This window comes from Janthinobacterium sp., from assembly GCF_009923995.1.
Lineage (GTDB): Bacteria > Pseudomonadota > Gammaproteobacteria > Burkholderiales > Burkholderiaceae_D > Janthinobacterium.
Window position 1 is genome coordinate 163,573 of record NZ_RFSK01000004.1, and the last position, 20,572, is coordinate 184,144.

The following is a 20,572-nucleotide window of genomic DNA, read 5'->3' on the forward strand; positions in this document are numbered from 1 at the left end:
TCAGGCACGCGTGCCGCGCAAGCCGTACAGGGTCCAGCCGTACAGGGCCGCCATCAGCAGCAGCATGGCCGCGCCCAGGGCCGCCGTCCAGCTTTCCGGCAAGCGCCACGCCGCGTCCAGCTTGCCGGCCGCCACGCAGGCGGCCATGGCCACGCAGAGGGCGACGATGGGCCAGCCCAGGCGGCGGCGGAAGGCGCGCACGATGTCGGTCTTGCCGGTGCGCATGACTTTTGCCGTGACCCAGCCGTCGAAGCTGTCCGTCACGCCCATGCCCGCGGCAAACGCCAGTGTCGTCAGCAGGGCCGGCCCCATGCCGCCCAGCGCCACGGCCGCATAGCCCCAGGCGGCCGCCTGCAGGGCCGTGTCGAAGACGAGGGCGAACAGCATGCCGACGAGGATGGCGCCCAGCGGGCCGGACGCCCGGCCCAGCCAGCCCGGCAGCAAATGGCCGCGCACGCTGGCCAGCTGTCCGCCGGCGAGCAGGCTGCGCGCGTTCAGCGCGGCGATCAGCAGCAGCAAGGCGACGGGCAGCCATTCCAGCCAGCCGAACACGGCTTCCGACGGTGTAAATTGCCGGGACGCCACGGCCGCGACGGCGACGATGGCCAGCACGCTGAGGCCATGCCCCAGCGCGAACAGCGCGCCCATCCACGGCGCCCAGCGCGGGTGCGCGGGCAGGCTGCGCAGGGTCAGGCCATCGACGGCGGCCAGGTGGTCCGGCTCCAGGCCGTGCCGCATGCCCAGGAGAAAGATCAGCGCCAGGGCGGGCAAGCCCGCTTCCACGCTCATGCCGCTACCCCGGCCACCGCCACGGCCATCACGTCGGCCAGCACGCTGGCGGGACTGGCCGCCCCGGCCACGCAGCGGTCCAGCCCCCGCGTCAGCATGTCTTGCGGCAGGTCCCGTCCGATGAAGATCATGGTGCTGGCGCGCGTTTCCCGCTCGCGCCACGGCACGCCCAGTTCCGAGCCCATCAGCATGTGCACGCCCTGGAAGACGGCGCGGCAAGGCAGGTCGGCCACGTGCAATATGCCCTTGTAGCGCATCAGCTGGGTGCCGAACAGCTGCACCACGGCGTCGAGGAAGTTTTCCACCTGCAGCAGATCGAGGGCTTGCGCCTGGTGATACACGAACGATTGCACGCCGTCGCCATGGCGGTGCCCCAGTTCGCCGAGGAAATCCGGCTCCAGCTCGACGATGGCATTCAGGTTGAAACCGCGGATATTCAGGATCTCGCGCAGGGGCACGTTGCCGAAACTGAGCTTCTGCATGCGGGCGCGGCCGTTGATGGCGGCCAGGCGCTGGCGCAGCGCCGCCAGTTCGTCCTTGCTGACGAGGTCCGTCTTCGACAGCAGGAGGCGGTCGGCGAAGCCCACCTGCTCCTGCGCTTCCTTGTGCAGGGTCAATTGCTGCTGCGCGTGGCGCGCATCGACCACCGTCAAAATCGCGTCGAGCAGGTAGAACTCGCTGACGGACGGCTCCGCAAAGAAGGTCTGCGCCACGGGGCCGGGCGCGGCCAGGCCCGTCGTTTCGATGACCACGTGGTCGAAAGCGATGGTTCCTGCCGCGCGTTTCGCGTGCAGCTCGCCCAGGATGCGGATCAGGTCGCCCCGCACGCTGCAGCAGATGCAGCCATTGTTCATTTCCACGATCTGCTCGCCGCTGTCCTGCACCAGCAAGCCATGGTCGATGCTTTCGGCGGCGAATTCATTCTCGATCACGGCGATGCGCAAGCCGTGGTCGCCCTGCAATATGCGCTTGAGCAAGGTGGTCTTCCCGCTGCCGAGAAAACCCGTGATGATGGTGACGGGGATCAGTTCTGTCATATTGCCTTCCTATCGATGGTTAATCTTCGAGTTCTTCCATGCGCTGCCACTGGGGAAACGGGTCCGGCAAGCTGCGCCAGGCAGCCATGCCCCGGCGCATTTCCGCGTCGCTCAGCTGGCATTGCCTCAGGTCCGCCTCGATGGCGGCCTGGTCCATGTTTTGGCCGATGAAGACGAGTTCCTGGTAGCGGTCGCCATATGGCTCGCTCCAGCCCGCCCTCACTTCCGCCAGCGACGCCGCATCCGTCGGCCAGCGCTCCTGCGGCACGGACGCCCACCACAGGCCCACGGGTTCGATATTCATCAGCTTGCCTGCGCCGGACAGGCTGGCCACCCATTCGGGACGGCTGGCCAGCCAGAAATATCCCTTGCTGCGCACCACGCCGGGTATCGGCTGGGCGATGTAATCGTGCAGGCGCTGTGCGTGGAACGGCGCCTTGGCCCGGTAGACGAAGCTGGCGATGCCGTAGGCCTCCGTTTCCGGCGTGTGCACGCCCGCCAGTTCCTGGGCCCAGCCCGGCATGCCGGCCGCCTGCTCCAGGTCGAACAGCTGGGTGCCGAGGATGGCGTCCAGCGGCACGACGGACCGGTTCGTCTCGATGATGCGGGCGCCGGGATTCAAGGCCTTGAGAATGGCCAGCACGCGCTGGCGCTCGTCCGCGCCCACCATGTCCACCTTGTTGAGGACGATGACATTGGCAAACTCGATCTGTTCCGTCAGCAGGTTGGCCAGCTGGCGGTCGTCGCCCTCGCCCGCGATCTCGCCGCGCTGCTCCAGGCTGTCCTCGCTATGGAAATCGTTGAGCAGGTTGGCGCAGTCGACGACGGTGACCATGCAGTCGATGCGCGCCACGTCGTTCAGGCTGTCGCCATGCTCATCCTCGAAGTCGAAGGTGGCGGCCACGGGCATCGGTTCGCCCACGCCCGTCGATTCGATCAGCAGGTAGTCGAAGCGGTCTTCCAGGGCCAGGCGCCGCACTTCCTGCAGCAGATCGTCGCGCAGGGTGCAGCAGATGCAGCCGTTGGACATTTCCACGAGTTTTTCTTCCGTGCGCGACAGGGCCGCGCCGGCCGCGGCGGCGCCGTCCTTCACCAGCGCCGCGTCGATATTGACTTCGCTCATGTCGTTGACGATGACGGCCACGCGCTTGCCTTCGCGGTTGCGCAGTATGTGGTTGAGCAAGGTGGTCTTGCCGGCGCCGAGAAAGCCGGACAGGACGGTGACGGGGAGCTTGCGCGGGATAGCGGACGTGGGGGACATGGGGCTTCCTTCGGATGGGGTCGGTAAATGGGGCAAGGGACGCGGTATTTTTAAATGCAAGTCGATTGCGTTTTAAATTATAATGCAGCTCACTTGCATTTGTGCGGCATTTTTATGCCACCCGACTCCGCTGCCAGAAAGACCACCCATGCTCCACCTCGCTTCGCTGACGTATGCCTATGGCCCTGCCCGCCCCGTGCTGGACATCGCCGCCTTCGATGTGCCCGCCGGGCGCCACGCCCTGCTGCTGGGGCCATCCGGCTCCGGCAAATCCACCCTGCTGCATTTGCTGGCAGGCATCCTGGCGCCGCAAGGCGGCCGCCTCGAAGTGGCGGGCACGTCCCTGCCCGGCCTGACCCCGCGCCAGCGCGACAGCTGGCGCGGCCGCGCCGTGGGCTTGCTGCCCCAGCAACTGGCCCTCGTGGCCAGCCTGAACGCGCTGGACAATGTCCTGCTGCCCGCCTATGCCAGCGGCCGGCGCCCCGACCCGGGCCGTGCGGCCGGCCTGCTGGAGCAGCTGGGCCTGGGCGCCAGGCTGGACGCCTATCCGCACCAGCTGAGCGGCGGCCAGCGGCAGCGGGTGGCCATCGCCCGCGCCGTCGCCATGCGCCCGCAGCTGATCCTGGCCGACGAGCCGACGGCCAGCCTCGATGACGTGGCCTGCGCCGCCGTCATCGAGGTACTGGCCAGCCAGGCCGCGCAGGCGGGCGCCTCGCTGCTCGTCGCCAGCCACGACGCCCGCCTGCTGGCCGCCATGCCGGACGCGGCCGTGCTGCGCCTGCCCGCCCTGGCGGTGCCGGCATGAACGCGCTGACCCTGGCCTGGCGCGCCCTGCGCCACACGCCGCTGGCGTCGTGCCTGAACCTGCTGCTCGTCGCCGCCGGCATCGCCATGATGACCTTCATCCTCGCCGTATCGAGCCAGCTGGAGGAACGCGCGGGGCGCGACGCCCGCGGCATCGACCTGGTGGTGGGCGCCAAGGGCTCGCCGCTGCAGCTGATCCTGTCGTCCGTGTACCACGCCGATATTCCGACCGGCAACATTCCAGCCAGCGCCCTGGCGGCCCTGGCCGCGCAGCCGCAGGTCCGGTCCGCCATTCCCCTGGCCCTGGGCGACAATTTCCACGGCTTGCGCATCGTCGGCAGCACGACGGCTCTGCTCGATCACTACGGCGCGCAGCTGGCGCAAGGGAAACTGTTCACCCAGCCCATGCAAGTCGTGTTCGGCGCCCGCGCCGCCCGCGAAACGGGCGCCACGGTGGGGGCGCGCTTTGCCGGCGCGCACGGGCTGGCGGCGGGCGGCGAGCTGCACGACCATGCGCCCTACACGGTGACGGGCATCCTCCAGCCGACGGGCACGGTGCTGGACCGGCTGATCCTCACGCCCGTCGCCTCCGTCTGGCAGGTGCACGAGACGGACCCGGATGAGCCGCCCGCCGCGCCCGCGACGGCGCCCGGGCGCGAGCTGACGGCCGTGCTGGTGCAGTACGCATCGCCCCTGGCCGCCATCGGCCTGCCCCGCTGGGTGAATGCCCAGCCCCGCTTGCAGGCGGCCCAGCCCGCCGTCGAGGCGGCGCGCCTGTTCACGCTGCTGGGCGCGGGTGTCGACGTGCTGCGGGCCATCGCCGCCGGCGTGCTGCTGGTGGCGACCCTGTCGCTGTTCGTCGCGCTCTACGGCGCGCTGCAGCAGCGCGCGCTGGACATGGCCATCCTGCGCACCCTGGGCGCCTCGCCCGCCAAGCTGCTGCGCCTGCTGCTGGCGCAGGGCTTGCTGCTGTCGCTGGCGGGCGCGGCCATCGGCTGGCTGCTGGGCCATGCCGGCATCGCCGCGCTGGAATGGCTGCAGCCGCTGGACCTGCAGCCGTGGCGCATCGCCGCCGGCGAGGCGTGGCTGGCCGTGACCGCCGTGGCCGTCGGCCTGCTGGCCGCCGCCCTGCCCGCCGTGCGCGCCTACCGCACCGATATCGCCGCCACCCTGGCCCGTCCCTGAAAGGAAAACCATGTTGAAAATCCTGGCATGCGGCGCCGCGCTGCTGCTCGCCGGCACTGCCTGCGCCGCGCCCGCCGACGAACCGCCGTCGTTCTTCGCTCCCTTGACCGACCTGCCGGGCGTCGTGTCGTGGAAACTCCTGGGCCAGGCCACCTCGGTGCAGGCCAAAAAGGGCCGCATGGTGCCGAAATACACGCCGCAGATCATCGCGCTCGACAATACGGACGTGCAAGTGCAAGGCTTCATGATGCCCATCGAGCCAGGCCAGAAGCACCGGCATTTCCTGCTTACCGTCACGTCGGCCAGCTGCCCCTACTGCCTGCCGGCGGGGCCGGAAGGCGTGGTGGAAATCCGCAGCAGGACGCCCGTCAAGTTCAGCTACGCGCCCTTCATCGTGCAGGGCAGGCTGAAGGTGCTGGCCAGCGATCCCATGGGCCTGTACTACCGCATGACGGACGCCGCCGTGGTGACGCCATGAAGGCGTGGCCGGTCCTGCTGGCAAGCCTGCTCGCCTGCCAGGCGGGGGGCGCGCCGCTGGCATTCGACCTGCCCCGCCTCGATGGCGGCGGCAGGCTGCGCCTGGCGCAATTCCAGGGCCGCGCCGTCGTGCTGAACTTCTGGGCCAGCAACTGCCTGCCCTGCGTGCGCGAACTGCCGCTCTTCAATGCCCTGGCCGCCCGCCAGCCCGCACTGCCCGTCGTCGGCATCGCCATCGATGCGCCGCAGCCGGCACGGGCATTCCTGCGGCAGCACCCCGCCGCCTATCCGCACGTCCGGGCAGGACCCGGCCTGCTCAGCACATTCGGCAATCAAATCAATGCCTTGCCGTACATAGTGATTGTGAATTCTCAACATCAGCCCTGCACCAGGCGCCTGGGCGCCGTGGATGCGGTCTGGCTGGAGGCAGCCGTCGCGGCCTGCCGCTGAGCACGCATCCATGCGCCCTGCACGGCTGTCATCGCCGCGTCATATGGCGGCGTTACAGTCGCGTCCTTTGAATCTTTCCGAGGGCGGTAATGAAAACAAATTGGGTCATGCTGGCGGCGCTGGCAAGTGCGGGTCTCGTCGGTTGCAACGGCAGTTCGAATACGGCGCCAGCCATTCCTGAAGGCACGACGGTGAGCGTGGCGCTGCTGGAAACGACGGACATCCACTCGAATGTCCTGAGCTACAACTATTACGCACTGGCGGAAGACACGAGCCTGGGCCTGGAACGCACGTCCACCCTGATCCAGGCCGCGCGCGCGGAAAATCCGAACAACGTCCTGCTCGATGACGGCGACGTCATCCAGGGCACCCTGCTGGCCGACCTGCAGGCCGTGGCCGCGCCCGTCCCCTGCACGGGCACCCTGGCCGTGCACAAGGCCATGAACGCGCTGAAATACGACGCGGGCGGCATGGGCAACCACGAATTCAACTATGGCCTCGCTTACCTGAGCCAGATCACCAACACGGATTTCGGCATTCCCGGCGTGAGTAAGCCAACGGGCACCTGCGGCGCGCCCGCCTATCCTTCCGTGCTGAGCAACGTCGTCGGCGTGTCCAGCGGCAAGCCCATCTTCCAGCCCTACACCCTGCTGCCCCGCGATTTCGCCGCCACGGCGCCGGACGGCAGCAAGCTGACCGTCAAGATCAATGTGGGCGTGCTGAGCTTTGTGCCGCCGCAAATCCTCGAATGGGACCAGAAAGTGCTGGCCGGCAAAGTCAGCGTGACGGGCGTGCAGGAAGCGGCGAAACAGTACGTGCCGGAACTGCGCAGCAAGGGCGCCGACCTCGTCGTGGCCCTGTCGCATGGCGGCCTGGATACCAGTCCCTACAGCCCGAAGATGGAAAACGGCAGCTACCACCTGACCAGCACGGGCATCGACGCGCTGATGATCGGCCATTCGCACTTGATCTTCCCGAAAGGCAAGGAAACGGGCGCGGCCGCGCTGGATGCCTCCTTCGCTGCCTTCCCCGCCAGCGCCAAGATCGATGCCGAGAACGGTTTCGTCAACGGCGTGCCCACCGTCATGGCGCAAAGCTGGGGCCGCCGTTTGGGCATCATCAAGCTGACCATGGTGTACCAGGGCGGCAAATGGGTGGTGCAGCCGGCCAAGACGACGGTGGAGTCACGGGGCTTCAAGTACACGGATGGCACGACGCTCGTGAAAGCCGACCCGGCCATCGCGCCGCTCGTCGCCACCGAGCATGCGGCCACCATCGCCTATGCCAAGCAGCCGCTGGGCATCAGCACGGATTTCGAGATGTCCGCCTATTTCGCCCTGGTGGGCGACGTGAGCGCCATCCAGCTCGTCAACCAGGCGCAGCTGGACTACGTGAAGAACTTCATCGCCACCAGCACGGACGCCACCTTGTCCAGCTACAAGAACATCCCCGTCATCTCGTGCAGCGCGCCATTCAAGGCGGGCCGCAACGGGCCATCGGACTTCACGGACGTGGCGGCAGGGGCTTCGCCGGCCGCGCCGGTCGGCTTGCAGGTGCGCAATCCGGGCGATCTGTATTTGTATAGCAACAACAACCTGCAAGCCGTGAAGATCAAGGGGTCGGACTTGAAGGCGTGGCTGGAAACGTCGGCCAAGCAATTCAACCAGATCGATCCGGCCAGCAGCGCCGAGCAGGACCTGGTGCCGTCATATGGCACGATCTACAACTATGACGTGTTTTACGCGGAAAACAATGCGCTGACGTACCAGATCGACGTGACGAAAAAATCGGGCAGCCGCATCGTCAACCTCACGTACAAGGGCGCGCCCGTGGCCGATGGCGACGATTTCATCGTGGCAACGAACGACTACCGCGCCGGCGGCGGCGGCGCCGTGCCCGGCATCGATGGCAGCAAGACCATCATCAAGTCGCCCGATGCCAACCAGGCCGTGGTCAGCAATTACCTGGCATCGTTGGCCAGCAAGGGCGGCAAGGTGACCTTGGCAGCCAACGGCAGTTCGCGCAGCTGGAGCTTCGTCAAGACGGCCACGGCCGGTCCCGTGATCCTGCGCTCGGCGCCGGGCCACCTGGCCCTGGCGCAAGGCAGCGGCATCGCCAACGTGGCGGCCGAAGGCGGGCTCGACGCCAGCGGCTTTGCCAAGTATCGCATCGACCTGAGCAAATAAGGTCCATGGGCCGGAACAAGCGCAGTTCCGGCCCGTCCTGATGAAAGCTGATCCCAATGAAACACGCACTCTCCCTCCCCGCCCTCGTGCTGGCCACGGTCCTGGCCGCCTGCCAGTCCTCGCCGCCCCCCACGGCGGCCGAGATCGAAGCCGTCGCCATGCTGGCGCGCCAGGCGGGCGACCACCAGGCCGAACGCAAGGTACGCAGCTGGGCCGGCAAGGACATGCCCGTGGCCGAGCGCGAACTGGCGCTGATTTACCAGGCCCGACCCGAACGCCGCGCCGACGCGGTGAAATTATTTGAACAGGCGGCCCGCGCGGGCGACACGGAAGCCGCGTTCGAGCTGGGCCAGATGCTGCGCGCGGCCACGCCGGAGCAGGCCTGGCCGTGGTACCGGCAAGCCGCGCAGCAAGGCCATGCGAAGGCGGCCCTGATGCTGGGCTTGCTGGCGGCGAATGGCGAAGGCGTGCCGAAGAATCAGAGTGAAGCGGCGCGCTGGCTGGCCAAGTCCGGCGAACTGGGCAACGCCCATGCCATGTTCCTGCTGTACAACGCCTACCGCGAAGGCCGCGGCGTGCCGCGCGACCCGGCCAAGGGCCGCGAACTGCTGGAAGAAGCGGCCCACCACGAATACCCGCCCGCCATCCAGGAACTGGCCATGACGGTGCAGGCCGACGACGCACTGCGCGCGGGCCACCTGATGAAGGAAGCGACGGAGCACCGGCACAATAACTGGAACAGGTTTTAAGCCAGGTCAAGGCCGCGCCATATTCCCGCCTGCAATGTTGGCCATGAGCATAAGCTTGCCAGGCCAGGATCACCGTCCTGGCGCAACCCGAGCGCGAGGCGAACATGGCAGATCACCGGATGGGCCCCATGAAGAAGAGCGACTTGCAATTCAGCTATCCCGACGGTCCCGCGCCGGGGGACGACCCGGCCCGCCGCGCCATTCCCGACAGCGTCCTGCTGAACCGCCACGAATGGTATGAAGTGCTGTACCGCTGCAACAGCTGGTCGGGCGGCAGCCTGGCGACGGCGCTCAAGTGCGAGCGCCTGATCCGGCGCCACCTGCCGTCCGACGTGCGCGGCCATGGCGCCGTGCTGGCGTGGCTGCGGGCGAACTGGTCCAGATACCGCTGACGGCGCGCGATGGCGGGGCCGCGCCGTGCGCCGCGGCTATCGTGTTGGCCTCGATATTGCCCAGAGGCTATGATGGGCGTGCCGCCTCCCCGGAGGCGGCGGGGCTGCTGCCGGCCCCGAAAAGGATTACACTCAATTTGCTTTTTAGAAATTTGTTACTCTGGACCAGCCTCGGTGAGCACGTCGTACACGCTCAGCCCAGCCAGTGTTTGGGCAGGCCCTGGCTCGTCCGTCGACCTCCCTATAAAGAAAGAGTCCAATGAAAAAGCTGACCACCGCCTTTGGCGCGCCTGTAGTCGACAACCAGAACATCCAGACGGCCGGCCCCCGTGGCCCTGCCCTGCTGCAAGATGTGTGGTTCCTGGAAAAGCTGGCCCACTTCGACCGCGAAGTCATCCCCGAACGCCGCATGCATGCCAAGGGGTCCGGCGCGCATGGCACGTTTACCGTCACGCACGACATCACGCGCTACACGCGGGCGAAGATTTTTGGCGCCGTGGGCAAGCAAACCCCCATGTTCGCGCGCTTTTCCACGGTGGCCGGCGAACGGGGCGCGGCGGACGCGGAACGCGACATCCGCGGCTTCGCCCTGAAGTTCTACACGGAAGAAGGCAACTGGGACCTGGTTGGCAACAACACGCCCGTCTTCTTCATGCGCGACCCCCTGAAATTTCCCGACCTGAACCACGCCATCAAGCGCGACCCGCGCACGGGCTTGCGCAGCGCCAACAGCAACTGGGATTTCTGGTCGTCCTTGCCGGAAGCGCTGCACCAGGTGACGGTGGTGATGAGCGACCGGGGCTTGCCGCGCAGCTTCCGCCACATGCACGGCTTCGGCAGCCATACCTTCAGCTTCCTGAACGCGCAAAATGAACGGTTCTGGGTCAAGTTCACCTTTAAAACCCAGCAAGGCATCCAGAACCTGACGGACGCGGAAGCGGAAGAACTGGTGGGCAAGGACCGCGAAAGCTCGCACCGCGACCTGTACGAAAGCATCGAAAACAAGGATTTCCCCCGCTGGACCCTGTACGTGCAGATCATGCCGGAAAAAGAGGCGGGCACCTACCACATCAACCCCTTCGACCTGTCGAAGGTGTGGCCGCACGGCGACTATCCGCTGATCGAGGTGGGCGTGCTGGAACTGAACCGCAATGCGGACAACCACTTCGCGGAAGTGGAGCAAGCCGCCTTCAACCCGGCCAACGTGGTGCCCGGCATCAGCTTTTCGCCGGACAAGATGCTGCAGGGCCGGCTGTTCTCGTACGGCGACGCGCAGCGTTACCGCCTGGGCGTCAACCACAGCCACATCCCCGTCAATGCGCCGAAGTGCCCGTTCCACAGCTACCACCGCGACGGCCAGATGCGCGTGGATGGCAACCAGGGCGGAACCCTGGGCTATGAGCCGAACAGCGAGCAGGAATGGGCGGAGCAGCCCGACTTCCGCGAGCCGCCATTGAGCCTCGAAGGCGCGGCCGACCACTGGAACCACCGCGTCGACGAGGATTACTACTCGCAGCCGCGCGCCCTGTTCCAGCTGATGACGCCGGCACAGCAGCAAGTGCTGTTCGAGAATACGGCGCGCGCCATCTCGGGCGCCTCGGACCAGGTCAAGCAGCGGCACATCGGCAACTGCACCCTGTGCGACCCCGCCTATGGCGCGGGCGTGGCCGAAGCGATCGGCCGCCTGAGCAAATAAGCAGGCAAATCGGCAGGCAAGTCAACAGGCAAGTCAGCAGGAAAGAGTTCGCGTTCGGGTACGCAGGCGAGCAAGCTGGAAGGCATGGCCAGGCCGGGATGGCTGGCCATGCAGGCCCGCCGGCGCGCCTGTCCACCTGCCGCGCACGGCAATCCCCGCCTTCACGACGCGCCGCCGCCTGCCGTGCCGGCGTCCTGGTGACCTGTGACCTGATGGCAGCGCCGTCAGGCCGGCTTTCCTACCAGCGCTGGATATCGATCTGGCCCGTGATGCTCGTTTCGACCGGATATCCCTCCACCTGCAGGGGCACGCGCCGCTTGACGGACGGGTCGCGCAGGTACACGACGAGCGCTTCCTTGCCGATGGCGGTCTGTCCCAGGCTGACGCCTTCGACGCCGTCGATGGCCATCAGCGCCCGCTCGTTGCGCCGCCTGGCCGCTTCCAGGCGGCCCCGGGGCGCGGCAGGGGCGCAATGTCCCTGGCCCGGTAGCTCGTCCGGCACATACGGCATGGCGGCGTCCTCGAAGACGGCGTATGGCGATTGTGTGAATTTACTGTTTGACATGACACACCCTCCTGTTGCACTCCATGATACACCCGGCCATCCGGCGTTGCAGCACCGTGCGCCGGTCCCGGTCCGGGCCTCGGCCCCGCGCGGCTGCGGCCCCCCGCACCAGCATCATCGTGCAAGGGAGCGCGCCCTGCAAGGCCGTTTGCGCCGTCCCGGCCGTCAGGTGTACAGGTTGATGTCGAGCGCCACCACCACGCGGCGCATCTGGTTGGCGAAGGTGATGTTGCCGCCGCCGGCAAACAGCAGGCCGACGGGATTGCGCTGCTGGTTCCAGGTCCAGATGGACGAGCCGGAATCGCCGCCCGCGCTGAAGGGACCGCTGACGCCCGTGATGGCGATCTGGTCCTGGAACAGCGCGATCCTGCCGCCGCCGTAATTGACGTTGATGGTGGCGCCCAGGCCCGTGATGCGGCCCTGCGTCAATTGCGTGGTGCGCCCGGATTTGCCGACCAGCATGCCCAGCGCGGGCGCCACGAGCGCATTGCTGATGCGGAAATACGCGGGCACGCCGCCGCTCAGGTAGACCAGCTCGGGCCGCACGCGGTCTGGCCAGGCCCAGCCGGTGGCGCAATCGACGAAATTGACGCCGCCGCTGAAATTGATGGGCACGAAGCGTTCCAGCACGGCCACCTGGTCCTGCGGGCAGCGGCCGCCGTCGATGGGGCCGGGCTGCACGATGCAGTCGTTGAACACGCCGCCATTCGAATTGGCCAGCACGTGGTTATTGCTCAGGATCATCAAACGGCTCGTGCGCGGCGGCGTGCGGCCCACGGCCAGGCAGCCGATGGTGCCCGCCGTGATGCGGAAGTGGCCCACGGACACCCCGCCCGGCGCCGGACGCAGGCGGAAACGGTGGGGCTGCGCATCGATCACGCCCGTGACGACGATATTCACGGGCACGTTGTCGCTGGCCACGGCGCGCACCCCCATGGCGCCAACGATGGCGGCCTTGGCGCGGTCGACGGAGGTGGGTTCGGCCACGTACAGGGTCAGGGCCGGCATGCCCGGCTCGCCCGAGGAACTGTCGCTGGCGCCCTCGCCCAGGCCGATGGACACGCCCTGGATATTGCCCGCATCGTTGAAGGCGTCGGCGGCGCGCACCCCCGCCGCCTGGGAAATGGCCTGGCGCATGCCATCCTCGATGCTGCGCTTGATTTCCAACAATTCCATGCTGACGCCGCTCAAGGCATCGGGCACTTCCGACACGGAGGCGCTCTCGATCATGCCGTCGCCGTCGCCCGGCGCGGCAAACTGCTGGAAGGCTTCTTCGTCGTCCGCAGCCTGGCCCCTGCCGGCATTGCCGGGCGGGGCGCTGAAACCATTGTCGATCATCATGTTCTCCTCGTGGGTCGTTCGGAATGTCCAGTGTGGGCCGACGGCGGCGCCCGGTATTGATCTGGATTGAACCGCGCAGGCGCGGGCCGCGCCGCTCCCGCATGGGTAAAACACGGCGCGAATAGTTCCGTTTTCAAGCTTGAGCAAGATCAGGCGTGCGCACAGTGACGGCGCCGTATACTTGATCGACAGGCAGGGGGCGACCCGGCGAAGAGGACAAGATGACGAGTCTCGGTATGCACGATGGTGCGGCAGGCAACGGCGCGCAGGACGGCGCGCCTGATGGCGAGGGGCGGCGCGCCCGCTTCGTGCACGGCATGGCCAGCTACGCGGCGGAACACCGCCTCAGCCCCTGGCGCGGCAGCTTTGCCGACTTCCTCGAACACGTCGTGCCGGCCGGCGCGGCCCTGCAGGCGCGCAGCGCCCACCAGTACCTGTGGGACATGATGCGCTGGAATGGCCAGACGGATGACAGCGGGCGCTTCCGCTGCCGCCTGTTCGACGACGAGCTGTTCGGCATCGACGAAGCGATCGACCGCGTGGCCGCGTATTTCAAGGCGGCGGCCGCCGGTTCCGAAGTGGGACGGCGCATGCTGCTGTTGCTGGGCCCGCCGTCGGGCGGCAAGTCGACCATGGTCATCCTGCTCAAGCGGGGCCTGGAAGAATACAGCCACAGCGCCGAGGGCGCGCTGTACGGCATCGGCGGCTGCCCCGTGCACGAATCGCCGCTGCACCTGGTACCGCACGGCATGCGCGCGGACTTTCGCGCCAGCTACGGCGTCGAGCTGCAGGGCGAACTGTGTCCTCATTGCCGGGCGCGGCTGGAGGAGCACTACGGGGGCGACTTCCTGCGCATGCCCGTGGAACAGCTGTACCTGTCGGAAGCGGGACGCTGCGGCATCGGCACGTATGCACCGCACGACCCCACCACGGCCGACCTGGCCGACCTGGTCGGCTCCGTCGACCTGTCGAAGGTAGCGCAGTACGGCGACGAGGGCGACCCGCGCGCCTGGTCGTGGTCGGGCGCCGTGTATGCCGCCAGCCGCGGCATGCTGGAAATGATCGAAATCCTCAAGGTCAAGCGGGAATTCCTCTACCTGCTGCTGACCCTGACGCAGGAAAAGAATGTCAAGGTGTCGCGTTTTCCCCTGATTTACCTCGACGAAACCATCGTCGCCCACACGAACCTGGCGGAATTTCGCAAATTCCTGCAAGAAAGCGAAAACGAGGCGCTGCTCGACCGCATGGTCATCGTGCAAGTGCCGTACACGCTCAACTACCGCGAGGAAGCGCGCATCTACCGCAAGCTGATCCGCTCTGCCGCACCCGCCTTCCGCGACGTGCACCTGGACCCGCACGTGCTGCATGCGGCGGCCGTGTTCGCCATCCTGAGCCGCCTGTCCGAAGGCGAGGAAAAGGAGGCGGAACTGGTCAAGAAGCTGCGCATCTATGCCGACGAGGACGTCGAGGACCTGCCCCATGCCGAGGTCAGGCGCATCCGCGAGCGCGACAAGGCGCCCGACGAAGGCTTGTCGGGCGTCTCGCCCCGCTTCGTCATCAATGCCCTGTCGCACGCCATCATCGCGGCCCGGCGCAACAGCCTGTCCACGATGGACGTGCTGCTGGCCCTGAAGGATGGCATCGACAGCGATGCCCGCATCGAGCCGCGCCGCAAGCGCAAGTGGATCGATTACCTGGTCCTGACGCGCAAGGATTTTTATAACCGCTGGGTCAAGGCCGACGTGCACAAGGCCCTGTTCGTCTCGTTCGAGCAGGAGGCGCAGGACCTGCTCAACAAATACCTCGATGAAGTCGAAGCCATGCTGGACAACCGCCAGATCCGCGACCCCATCACCAGCGAGGAGCGCCGTCCCGACGAACGCTTCCTGCGCGCCGTCGAGGAAAAAATCCATATCAGCGACTCGGGCAAGCAATCCTTCCGCCAGGAAGTCGTGCGCAAGGCCATGGGCGCCTTCAAGCGGGGCGAAGCGTTTGGCCTGGGCAGCCACGCGCAGTTGAACGATGCCGTACAGCAATATCTGTTCGAGCAGCGGCGCGACGTGCTGCGCCTGGTCAGTTCGGCCAAGCGTCCCGATGACGACGTGCGGGCCAAGATCTCCGCCGTCGAACGGCGCCTCGTCGAGGAATACGGCTACGACGCCCACAGCGCGCGCGAGGCGCTGAACTACGTCACCACCTTGCTGGCACAGGAATAGCCATGCCCGCCACCGTCACGCCAGGCGAAGGAAACGGCGCCGACCATGGGCCGCCGGCCCCGCCCGCCCGCATTGCCGATGCCGGGCCGGGCAGCCAGCCGGCCACGGCGGGACAGCTGGCGCAGCCGTGGTACGCGCTGTTTTCGCGCGGCGCGCGCGACTGGCTGCGCCACAACCAGAAGGTGCGCGAAGCCGTGCAGGCGCACCTGCCCGAGCTGATCGCCGGCCCCGACCTGATCGGCGGACCGCAGCAGCGCACGGTGCAAGTGCCCGTGCGCCTGCTCGAACATGCCCACTTCCGCCTGGCGCCGGCGCGCAACAGCACCGGCGCGGGCCAGGGCGAAGGCCAGCCCGGGGATATCCTGCGCGCGGCCCGCCCTGCCCCCACGGGCGAAGGCGACGCACAGGGCGCAGGGGGCGATGGCGAGGGCGAAGTGCGCCTGCTGCTCGAATTTGCCGTGGACGACATCCTCGACTGGCTGTGGGAGGAACTCAAGCTGCCGCATCTGAAGCCGCGCCACCTGAGCGCGCTCGACGACGTGCAGCTGCTGCGCTCGGGCATCGACCGGCATGGCGCCCGCTCGCGCCTGGACCGGCGCCGCACCGTCAAGGAAGCCATCAAGCGGCGCGCGCTGCAAGCGCAACCCGTCCCCTTCACCAATGACGACTTGCGCTACCGGCAAGTCTTGCTGCGGCCCCGTCCCAGCACGAATGCCGTCGTCTTCTTCGTGCTGGACGTGTCGGCCAGCATGGCGCAGGCGGAACGCAAGCTGGCCAAGTCCTTCTTCTTCTTTGCCTTGCAGGGCTTGCGCCGCAGCTATGCGAGGGTGGAAACCCGTTTCATTGCCCACACGACGCGGGCCTGGGAATTTTCCGAAGCCGAGTTCTTCCAGGTCAACGGCATGGGGGGCACCATGGCGTCCGGCGCCTTCCGCCTGAGCCGTGAACTGTTGCAGGAACGCTATGCGCCGGGCCGCTACAACGCCTACCTGTTCTACGCTTCCGATGGCGAGAACTTCAGCGAAGACCGCGCCGCGGCCAGCCAGGCCCTGGCCGAACTGGCCGGGCTGCTCAACTACATGGGCTATGTGGAAACGGTGCCGGGCGTGGCGCGCAGCCTGGAAACGGAAATGCACCGCCTGTGCGCCGAGCAGGAACGGCACGGCTTGCCCCTGCACAGCAGCATCCTGGCCAAGCCGGACGACGTGTGGGCGGCCATCCGCACCTTCTTCCAGCATGAAGCGGCCGGCACGGAGGAAGCCGCATGAGCGCACGGCCACACACGCAGACGGGGGCGGCGGGGGCCGCGAATGCCGCCGACGCGGATGCCCTGGCCGGCTACGCGGCGCGCATCGAAGCGCTGGCGCAGGCGCAGGGCCTGGAGTTTCCCCGCGTCGACTTCGAACTGGTGCCCGACAGCTTCATGGCCGAGATCGCCATCTATGGCTTGCCCGTGCGCATGCGCCACTGGTCGTTCGGCGTGCGCTACATCCACCAGCTCGTGCACCAGAAGATGGGCAATTCGCATATCTTCGAAGTCATGTTTCCGGGCGACCCCTGCCACGCCTACATGGCGGAACACAATTCCGTGGCGGAAAACACCCTCGTCACGGCCCATGTGCTGGGCCACGCCGACTTTGCCAGCCGCAATGCCCTGTTCCAGCGCTTCGGCGCCATGGCGGGCACGCACATCCTGGAACAGAGCGTGGCGCGGGCGCAGCGCATCGAGGCGGCGCTGCAGCGCCATGGCCAGGACAAGGTGGAAGCCGTGCTGGACGCGGCGCTGGCCCTGGAGCAGCACGTGGACATCCATGCCGCCCTGCACCGCCCCGCCTACCCGGACCCGGCCACGGGCGACGAAGCGGCCGACGCGACAGGGCCAGTCCCCCCCTTCGCGCAGCGCTACCAGCGCCTGCCGGGCGAGTCCGCCGCGCTGGCGGCGCACGAGGCGGCGCGGGCGCGCGTGGCGCAACGGCCGCTGCTGCCGCCCCGGCCGGAATACGACTTGCTGTGGTTCATCGCCCGCTACGGGCCGGAACTGGCGGACTGGGAACGCGACATCTTCCTCGCCGTGCGCGAAGAGTCGTTCTACTTCTATCCCGTGTTTGCCTGCCAGATCATGAACGAAGGCTGGGCGTCGTACTGGCATGCGCGGCTGCTGCGCGAGGCGGATTTCCTGCCGCCAGCGCTCTACCTGTCCGCCATCAAGTCGCATTCGGACGTGGTGCGCCAGTACGCGGGCGAGCACCAGCTGGCGCTCGCCATCAACCCGTATCACCTGGGCTTTTGCATGTGGGAACACATCATCGAACGGGAAGGCCTGGCGCGGGCGCGCCAGATCTGCCGCGACGATGACGATTTCAGCTTCATCCGCAACTATCTCGATGCCGGGCTGGCCGACCGCCTGGGCCTGTTCGTGCATGAAAGCCGGCGCGACGGCGAGACGCGCCTGGCCAGCCGCGACGTGGCGGCCATCCGCGAAGCCATCCTGGCGCCGAAATACAATTATGGCGCGCCCTGCGTTGCCGCCACCCTGCTCAACGACGACGGCAGCCTGGTGCTGCGCCACGACCACCAGCGCGATGGACGCGGCCTGGACCTGGAGCAGGCGGAACAGGTGCTGGCCTACATCGCCCGCGTCTGGCGCCGCCCCGTCACCCTGCACACGGCCGATTTCCGCGGCACGCCGCGCACCATCGGCAGCAAGAAGGAGGGCAAGAGCGAGGGCGTGCCGGAACCGCCGGCACCGACGGCGGCCCCCGTGCAGCGCTGATCCAGCCCTGCCCGCCAGGGGCATGGCTGCCGGCGCACAGCATTGCGGCGCCCCACGGACGCAGACGGCCGCGCAGGAAGGTGCACGGGCGCGCGCAGGGGTGCCTGCATGGCAACGTGCTTGCATGGAGATGGACTTCCATCGTCCATCTTGCATCTGCATCTGCATCGCGCATGCGCCATCTTCCAGCTTGCATCTTGCAGCCTGCATCTTTCATCTTTCATCTTGCATGGCAGCCTGCACGGGCAAGGCGGAATGGGCAAGGCCAGGCGCCGACAGGGCGGTGCGGGGGCAGGTTCAGCAAGGTCGCTGGCGGCGCCGGGCCTGTGCAGCCGGCTGCTGGCGGGCATGGCGCCACCGGCAGGCAAGCCCTGCGGCTAGCCACCTCGCCGCGGCTAGCCTGGCCTCCTCGCGCCCGGGCGGCTGGGTTCAGGGGCGGGACACTTGCGCCACGTACCAGGCGACGGTCTGGCGCAGGCCCTGCGCCACGTCGTGCGTGGGAGCATAGCCGAGCAGGCGGGCCGCCTTGGCGATGTCGGCCTGGGAATGGCGCACGTCGCCGGCGCGGAAGTCGCCATACTCGGGCGCCAGCGGCACGTGGCCCGGGCTGGCGGCCAGCAGCATCTGCTGCATGCTGTCGTGCAGCTGCGTCAGGCTCGTGCGGGCATTCACGGCCACGTTGTAGACCTGGTTGATGGCGGCCGGATCGGCGCACGTGGCGGCCAGGATGTTCGCCTGCACGGCATTGTGGACGAAGCAGAAGTCCCGGCTGGTGGCGCCGTCGCCGTGGATGCGCACGGGCTGCCGCTCCAGCATGGCGGCGATCCAGCGGGGGATCACGGCCGCGTAGGCGCCCAGCGGGTCCTGGCGCGGGCCGAAGACATTGAAGTAGCGCAAGCCGACCGTTTGCGTGGCGTAGCAGCGGGCGTACACCTGCGCGTACAGTTCGTTGACATATTTACTCAGGGCATACGGCGACAGGGGCGCGCCGATGTGCTGTTCCACTTTCGGCAAGGCCGGGTGGTCGCCGTACGTGGCGCTCGAGGCCGCGTACACGAAGCGCCGCACGCCCGCGTCGCGCGCGGCGGCCAGCATGTTGAGAAAGCCGCTGACATTGACGGCATGGCACAGCAGCGGGTCGGCCAGCGAACGGGGCACGGACCCGAGCGCGGCCTGGTGCAGCACGTAGTCGACGGGACCGCCCCCATCGCCCTCGCCCTCGCCGCCGTCCGCCCGTCCGGCGCCGTCCATGCCATCTGCGCCAGCCGCTCCGGCCGCGCCACGCGTGGCAGCGGCGTCTTCGGCGTCTTTGGCCTTTCCGGCGCCGCCAGCGCTGGCCATGCTCCCGCCCGTACAGGCCCAGCTGGCATCGCCTGCCTCGCCAGCCGTGGTCGTGCCGTTGACGGCGCCATCCCTGGCCGTGCGCCGGCCCGTGCCGTCACGGCCCTCGACACCGGCAGCGCTGCCTGCCTGTTGCGCAGCAGCCTGGCTGGCGCAGCCGTCATGGCTTGCCGGCATGACACCGCCTGCCCCGCCGCCATGGCCAGCCCTGCTGCCGTCGCTTGCGCCGTCCTGGCCGCCGCTTGCGTCGCCGCTGCCGGCCCCCTCGCCCACGCCTGCCATGCGGCCACGGCTGTCATGCGCGCCGCGGCTTGCGCCATCGCCGTCGCACGCGCCAGCCCCGGTGCCACCGGCCCCTTTCGCGTTGGCATGGCTGGCGCCGATGCGCGCGCATACGCCATCGCCGGCATGCGCTCCGGTGCCGGGGTCGCTAATTTGCCCGTCGCTGGCGCCGGACTCGCCACGGCCGGCCGGCGCGGCGACGCCTGGATCAACAGGGCCGGGTCCGCCGCCGCAGGCGCGCGCGCAGGCTTGCGGGTCGCGGATGTCGCCCTCGATGAAGGTGAAGCGCCGCCACGCGTCTTCGCCCACGCTGGCGCGCACCTGCTCCAGGTTGTGGCGGTGGCCCGTCATGAAATTGTCCAGTCCGCGCACTTCCTGGCCCAGCTTCAGCAGGGTTTCCAGCAGGTGCGAACCGATGAAGCCGGCCACGCCCGTCACCAGCCAGCGGCGCGGCGCCTGCTGCAGCTGCGCGCAGGCGCGCGCATACGCACTCGGCACGGCAATCGATCCTGGCAAGCCAGGCAGGTTGCCAGCCTGATCACTGCCCGCAGCGGCCTTGCCGTCGCCGGCCGCCATCACAGCCGCCACACGTGCAGGCCGCCGTCCTGCAGGGGACGGGGGTCGAAATGCGACTTGATGTCGATGAAGCAGCCGTTTTCCAGCACCTTGGCCTGGAAGTCGCCCAGGGGACGGGCCAGCAGGGCGTGGTGCGAGACGGCGCTGATGATGGCTTCGGCCCGCGGCAGCTGTTCCCAGCTCTCCAGCGACAGCCCGTATTCCTCCAGCGCCTCACGCCCGTCCGCGACGGGGTCGTGCACGTGCACCTGCACGCCGTAGGATTGCAACTCATGGATCATGTCGACCACTTTCGAGTTGCGCAGGTCCGGGCAATTTTCCTTGAAGGTCAGGCCCAGCACGTTCACGTGCGCGCCCTTCAGCTTGAAACCGGCGCGCACCATTTCCTTGATGGTCTTTTCCGCCACGAACTTGGCCATGCCGTCGTTGATGCGGCGCCCGGCCAGGATCAC

Annotated in this window: 17 protein-coding genes and 2 pseudogenes; 11 read left to right on the plus strand and 8 right to left on the minus strand. The window is 67.9% G+C overall.

Annotated elements, in window-relative coordinates:
* Genes EBS11_RS03630 through zigA form a run of 3 tightly spaced genes read right to left on the minus strand, consistent with a single transcriptional unit; the run spans position 1 to position 3,087 of the window.
* Positions 1-789, minus strand: coding sequence for a hypothetical protein (locus EBS11_RS03630; RefSeq protein WP_290600621.1), 789 nt, complete (start codon positions 787-789; stop codon positions 1-3).
* Positions 786-1,826 (minus strand): GTP-binding protein, encoded by a 1,041-nt coding sequence (locus EBS11_RS03635; RefSeq protein ID WP_290600622.1) that lies wholly within the window; start codon positions 1,824-1,826, stop codon positions 786-788. The genes EBS11_RS03630 and EBS11_RS03635 overlap by 4 nt, the downstream gene beginning before the upstream one ends.
* A 19-nt stretch (positions 1,827-1,845) precedes the next feature.
* Positions 1,846-3,087: a zinc metallochaperone GTPase ZigA gene (gene zigA / locus EBS11_RS03640; RefSeq protein ID WP_290600623.1), complete on the minus strand. Its 1,242-nt coding sequence runs from the start codon at positions 3,085-3,087 to the stop codon at positions 1,846-1,848.
* 148 nt (positions 3,088-3,235) lie between these two features.
* Between zigA and EBS11_RS03645 the strand changes: the two genes are divergently transcribed.
* The 8 genes from EBS11_RS03645 (at position 3,236) to EBS11_RS03680 (ending at position 11,026) form a co-directional block, all read left to right on the plus strand.
* The gene (locus EBS11_RS03645) at positions 3,236-3,892 is read left to right on the plus strand and encodes an ATP-binding cassette domain-containing protein (RefSeq protein WP_290600625.1); all 657 of its coding nucleotides are present in this window, start codon (positions 3,236-3,238) and stop codon (positions 3,890-3,892) included.
* Complete coding sequence (locus EBS11_RS03650; RefSeq protein ID WP_290600626.1) at positions 3,889-5,076, plus strand: FtsX-like permease family protein; 1,188 nt, start codon at positions 3,889-3,891, stop codon at positions 5,074-5,076. Before EBS11_RS03645 ends, EBS11_RS03650 begins: the two co-directional genes overlap by 4 nt.
* A gap of 10 nt (positions 5,077-5,086) precedes the next feature.
* The gene (locus EBS11_RS03655) at positions 5,087-5,554 is read left to right on the plus strand and encodes a DUF3299 domain-containing protein (RefSeq protein ID WP_290600627.1); all 468 of its coding nucleotides are present in this window, start codon (positions 5,087-5,089) and stop codon (positions 5,552-5,554) included.
* A complete protein-coding gene (locus tag EBS11_RS03660; RefSeq protein ID WP_290600628.1) occupies positions 5,551-6,003 on the plus strand; it encodes a TlpA disulfide reductase family protein in 453 nt (150 codons plus the stop codon). The genes EBS11_RS03655 and EBS11_RS03660 overlap by 4 nt, the downstream gene beginning before the upstream one ends.
* Positions 6,004-6,092: 89 nt before the next feature.
* Positions 6,093-8,189, plus strand: coding sequence for a bifunctional 2',3'-cyclic-nucleotide 2'-phosphodiesterase/3'-nucleotidase (locus EBS11_RS03665; protein WP_290600630.1), 2,097 nt, complete (start codon positions 6,093-6,095; stop codon positions 8,187-8,189).
* Between the two features lie 56 nt (positions 8,190-8,245).
* Positions 8,246-8,938 (plus strand): tetratricopeptide repeat protein, encoded by a 693-nt coding sequence (locus tag EBS11_RS03670; RefSeq protein WP_290600632.1) that lies wholly within the window; start codon positions 8,246-8,248, stop codon positions 8,936-8,938.
* 128 nt (positions 8,939-9,066) lie between these two features.
* The gene (locus tag EBS11_RS03675; protein WP_290600634.1) at positions 9,067-9,330 is read left to right on the plus strand and encodes a hypothetical protein; all 264 of its coding nucleotides are present in this window, start codon (positions 9,067-9,069) and stop codon (positions 9,328-9,330) included.
* A gap of 259 nt (positions 9,331-9,589) precedes the next feature.
* Positions 9,590-11,026, plus strand: coding sequence for a catalase (locus EBS11_RS03680; protein WP_290600635.1), 1,437 nt, complete (start codon positions 9,590-9,592; stop codon positions 11,024-11,026).
* Between the two features lie 238 nt (positions 11,027-11,264).
* On the opposite strand, the gene EBS11_RS03685 is transcribed toward EBS11_RS03680, so the two are convergent.
* Positions 11,265-11,591, minus strand: a complete 327-nt coding sequence (locus EBS11_RS03685) for a hypothetical protein (protein WP_290600637.1) — start codon at positions 11,589-11,591, stop codon at positions 11,265-11,267.
* A 165-nt stretch (positions 11,592-11,756) separates the two neighbouring features.
* A complete protein-coding gene (locus EBS11_RS03690; protein ID WP_290600639.1) occupies positions 11,757-12,932 on the minus strand; it encodes a hypothetical protein in 1,176 nt (391 codons plus the stop codon).
* A gap of 221 nt (positions 12,933-13,153) precedes the next feature.
* Here EBS11_RS03690 and EBS11_RS03695 point away from each other — a divergent pair, with 221 nt between their 5' ends.
* Genes EBS11_RS03695 through EBS11_RS03705 form a run of 3 tightly spaced genes read left to right on the plus strand, consistent with a single transcriptional unit; the run spans position 13,154 to position 17,921 of the window.
* Positions 13,154-15,148 carry a serine protein kinase gene (locus EBS11_RS03695; RefSeq protein ID WP_290600640.1) on the plus strand — a complete coding sequence of 665 codons (1,995 nt, stop codon included), beginning with the start codon at positions 13,154-13,156 and terminating at the stop codon, positions 15,146-15,148.
* 2 nt (positions 15,149-15,150) lie between these two features.
* On the plus strand, positions 15,151-16,416 hold the full coding sequence (locus EBS11_RS03700; RefSeq protein WP_290600642.1) for a DUF444 family protein: 1,266 nt from the start codon (positions 15,151-15,153) through the stop codon (positions 16,414-16,416).
* Complete coding sequence (locus tag EBS11_RS03705) at positions 16,413-17,921, plus strand: SpoVR family protein (protein WP_290600643.1); 1,509 nt, start codon at positions 16,413-16,415, stop codon at positions 17,919-17,921. The genes EBS11_RS03700 and EBS11_RS03705 overlap by 4 nt, the downstream gene beginning before the upstream one ends.
* A gap of 429 nt (positions 17,922-18,350) precedes the next feature.
* On the opposite strand, the pseudogene EBS11_RS03710 reads toward EBS11_RS03705, so the two are convergent.
* From EBS11_RS03710 to EBS11_RS03720, 3 genes and pseudogenes are all read right to left on the minus strand, one after another.
* Positions 18,351-19,115 (minus strand): annotated as a pseudogene (locus tag EBS11_RS03710) (NAD-dependent epimerase/dehydratase family protein); the annotation flags it as partial.
* Positions 19,116-19,778: 663 nt separating this feature from the next.
* Positions 19,779-20,042: pseudogene (locus EBS11_RS03715) on the minus strand (GDP-mannose 4,6-dehydratase); the annotation flags it as partial.
* 77 nt (positions 20,043-20,119) lie between these two features.
* Positions 20,120-20,572, minus strand: a 453-nt coding sequence (locus EBS11_RS03720) for a UDP binding domain-containing protein (protein WP_290600644.1), incomplete at its 5' end; no start/stop codon positions are given.

Coding starts and splice junctions, on each gene's coding strand:
- EBS11_RS03655 (WP_290600627.1), top strand. CDS start 5,087: ATGTTGAAAATCCTGGCATGCGGCGCCGCGCTGCTGCTCGCCGGCACT.
- zigA (WP_290600623.1), bottom strand. CDS start 3,087: ATGTCCCCCACGTCCGCTATCCCGCGCAAGCTCCCCGTCACCGTCCTG.
- EBS11_RS03705 (WP_290600643.1), top strand. CDS start 16,413: ATGAGCGCACGGCCACACACGCAGACGGGGGCGGCGGGGGCCGCGAAT.
- EBS11_RS03670 (WP_290600632.1), top strand. CDS start 8,246: ATGAAACACGCACTCTCCCTCCCCGCCCTCGTGCTGGCCACGGTCCTG.
- EBS11_RS03635 (WP_290600622.1), bottom strand. CDS start 1,826: ATGACAGAACTGATCCCCGTCACCATCATCACGGGTTTTCTCGGCAGC.
- EBS11_RS03645 (WP_290600625.1), top strand. CDS start 3,236: ATGCTCCACCTCGCTTCGCTGACGTATGCCTATGGCCCTGCCCGCCCC.
- EBS11_RS03680 (WP_290600635.1), top strand. CDS start 9,590: ATGAAAAAGCTGACCACCGCCTTTGGCGCGCCTGTAGTCGACAACCAG.
- EBS11_RS03630 (WP_290600621.1), bottom strand. CDS start 789: ATGAGCGTGGAAGCGGGCTTGCCCGCCCTGGCGCTGATCTTTCTCCTG.
- EBS11_RS03695 (WP_290600640.1), top strand. CDS start 13,154: ATGACGAGTCTCGGTATGCACGATGGTGCGGCAGGCAACGGCGCGCAG.
- EBS11_RS03650 (WP_290600626.1), top strand. CDS start 3,889: ATGAACGCGCTGACCCTGGCCTGGCGCGCCCTGCGCCACACGCCGCTG.
- EBS11_RS03675 (WP_290600634.1), top strand. CDS start 9,067: ATGAAGAAGAGCGACTTGCAATTCAGCTATCCCGACGGTCCCGCGCCG.
- EBS11_RS03690 (WP_290600639.1), bottom strand. CDS start 12,932: ATGATGATCGACAATGGTTTCAGCGCCCCGCCCGGCAATGCCGGCAGG.
- EBS11_RS03660 (WP_290600628.1), top strand. CDS start 5,551: ATGAAGGCGTGGCCGGTCCTGCTGGCAAGCCTGCTCGCCTGCCAGGCG.
- EBS11_RS03665 (WP_290600630.1), top strand. CDS start 6,093: ATGAAAACAAATTGGGTCATGCTGGCGGCGCTGGCAAGTGCGGGTCTC.
- EBS11_RS03685 (WP_290600637.1), bottom strand. CDS start 11,591: ATGTCAAACAGTAAATTCACACAATCGCCATACGCCGTCTTCGAGGAC.
- EBS11_RS03700 (WP_290600642.1), top strand. CDS start 15,151: ATGCCCGCCACCGTCACGCCAGGCGAAGGAAACGGCGCCGACCATGGG.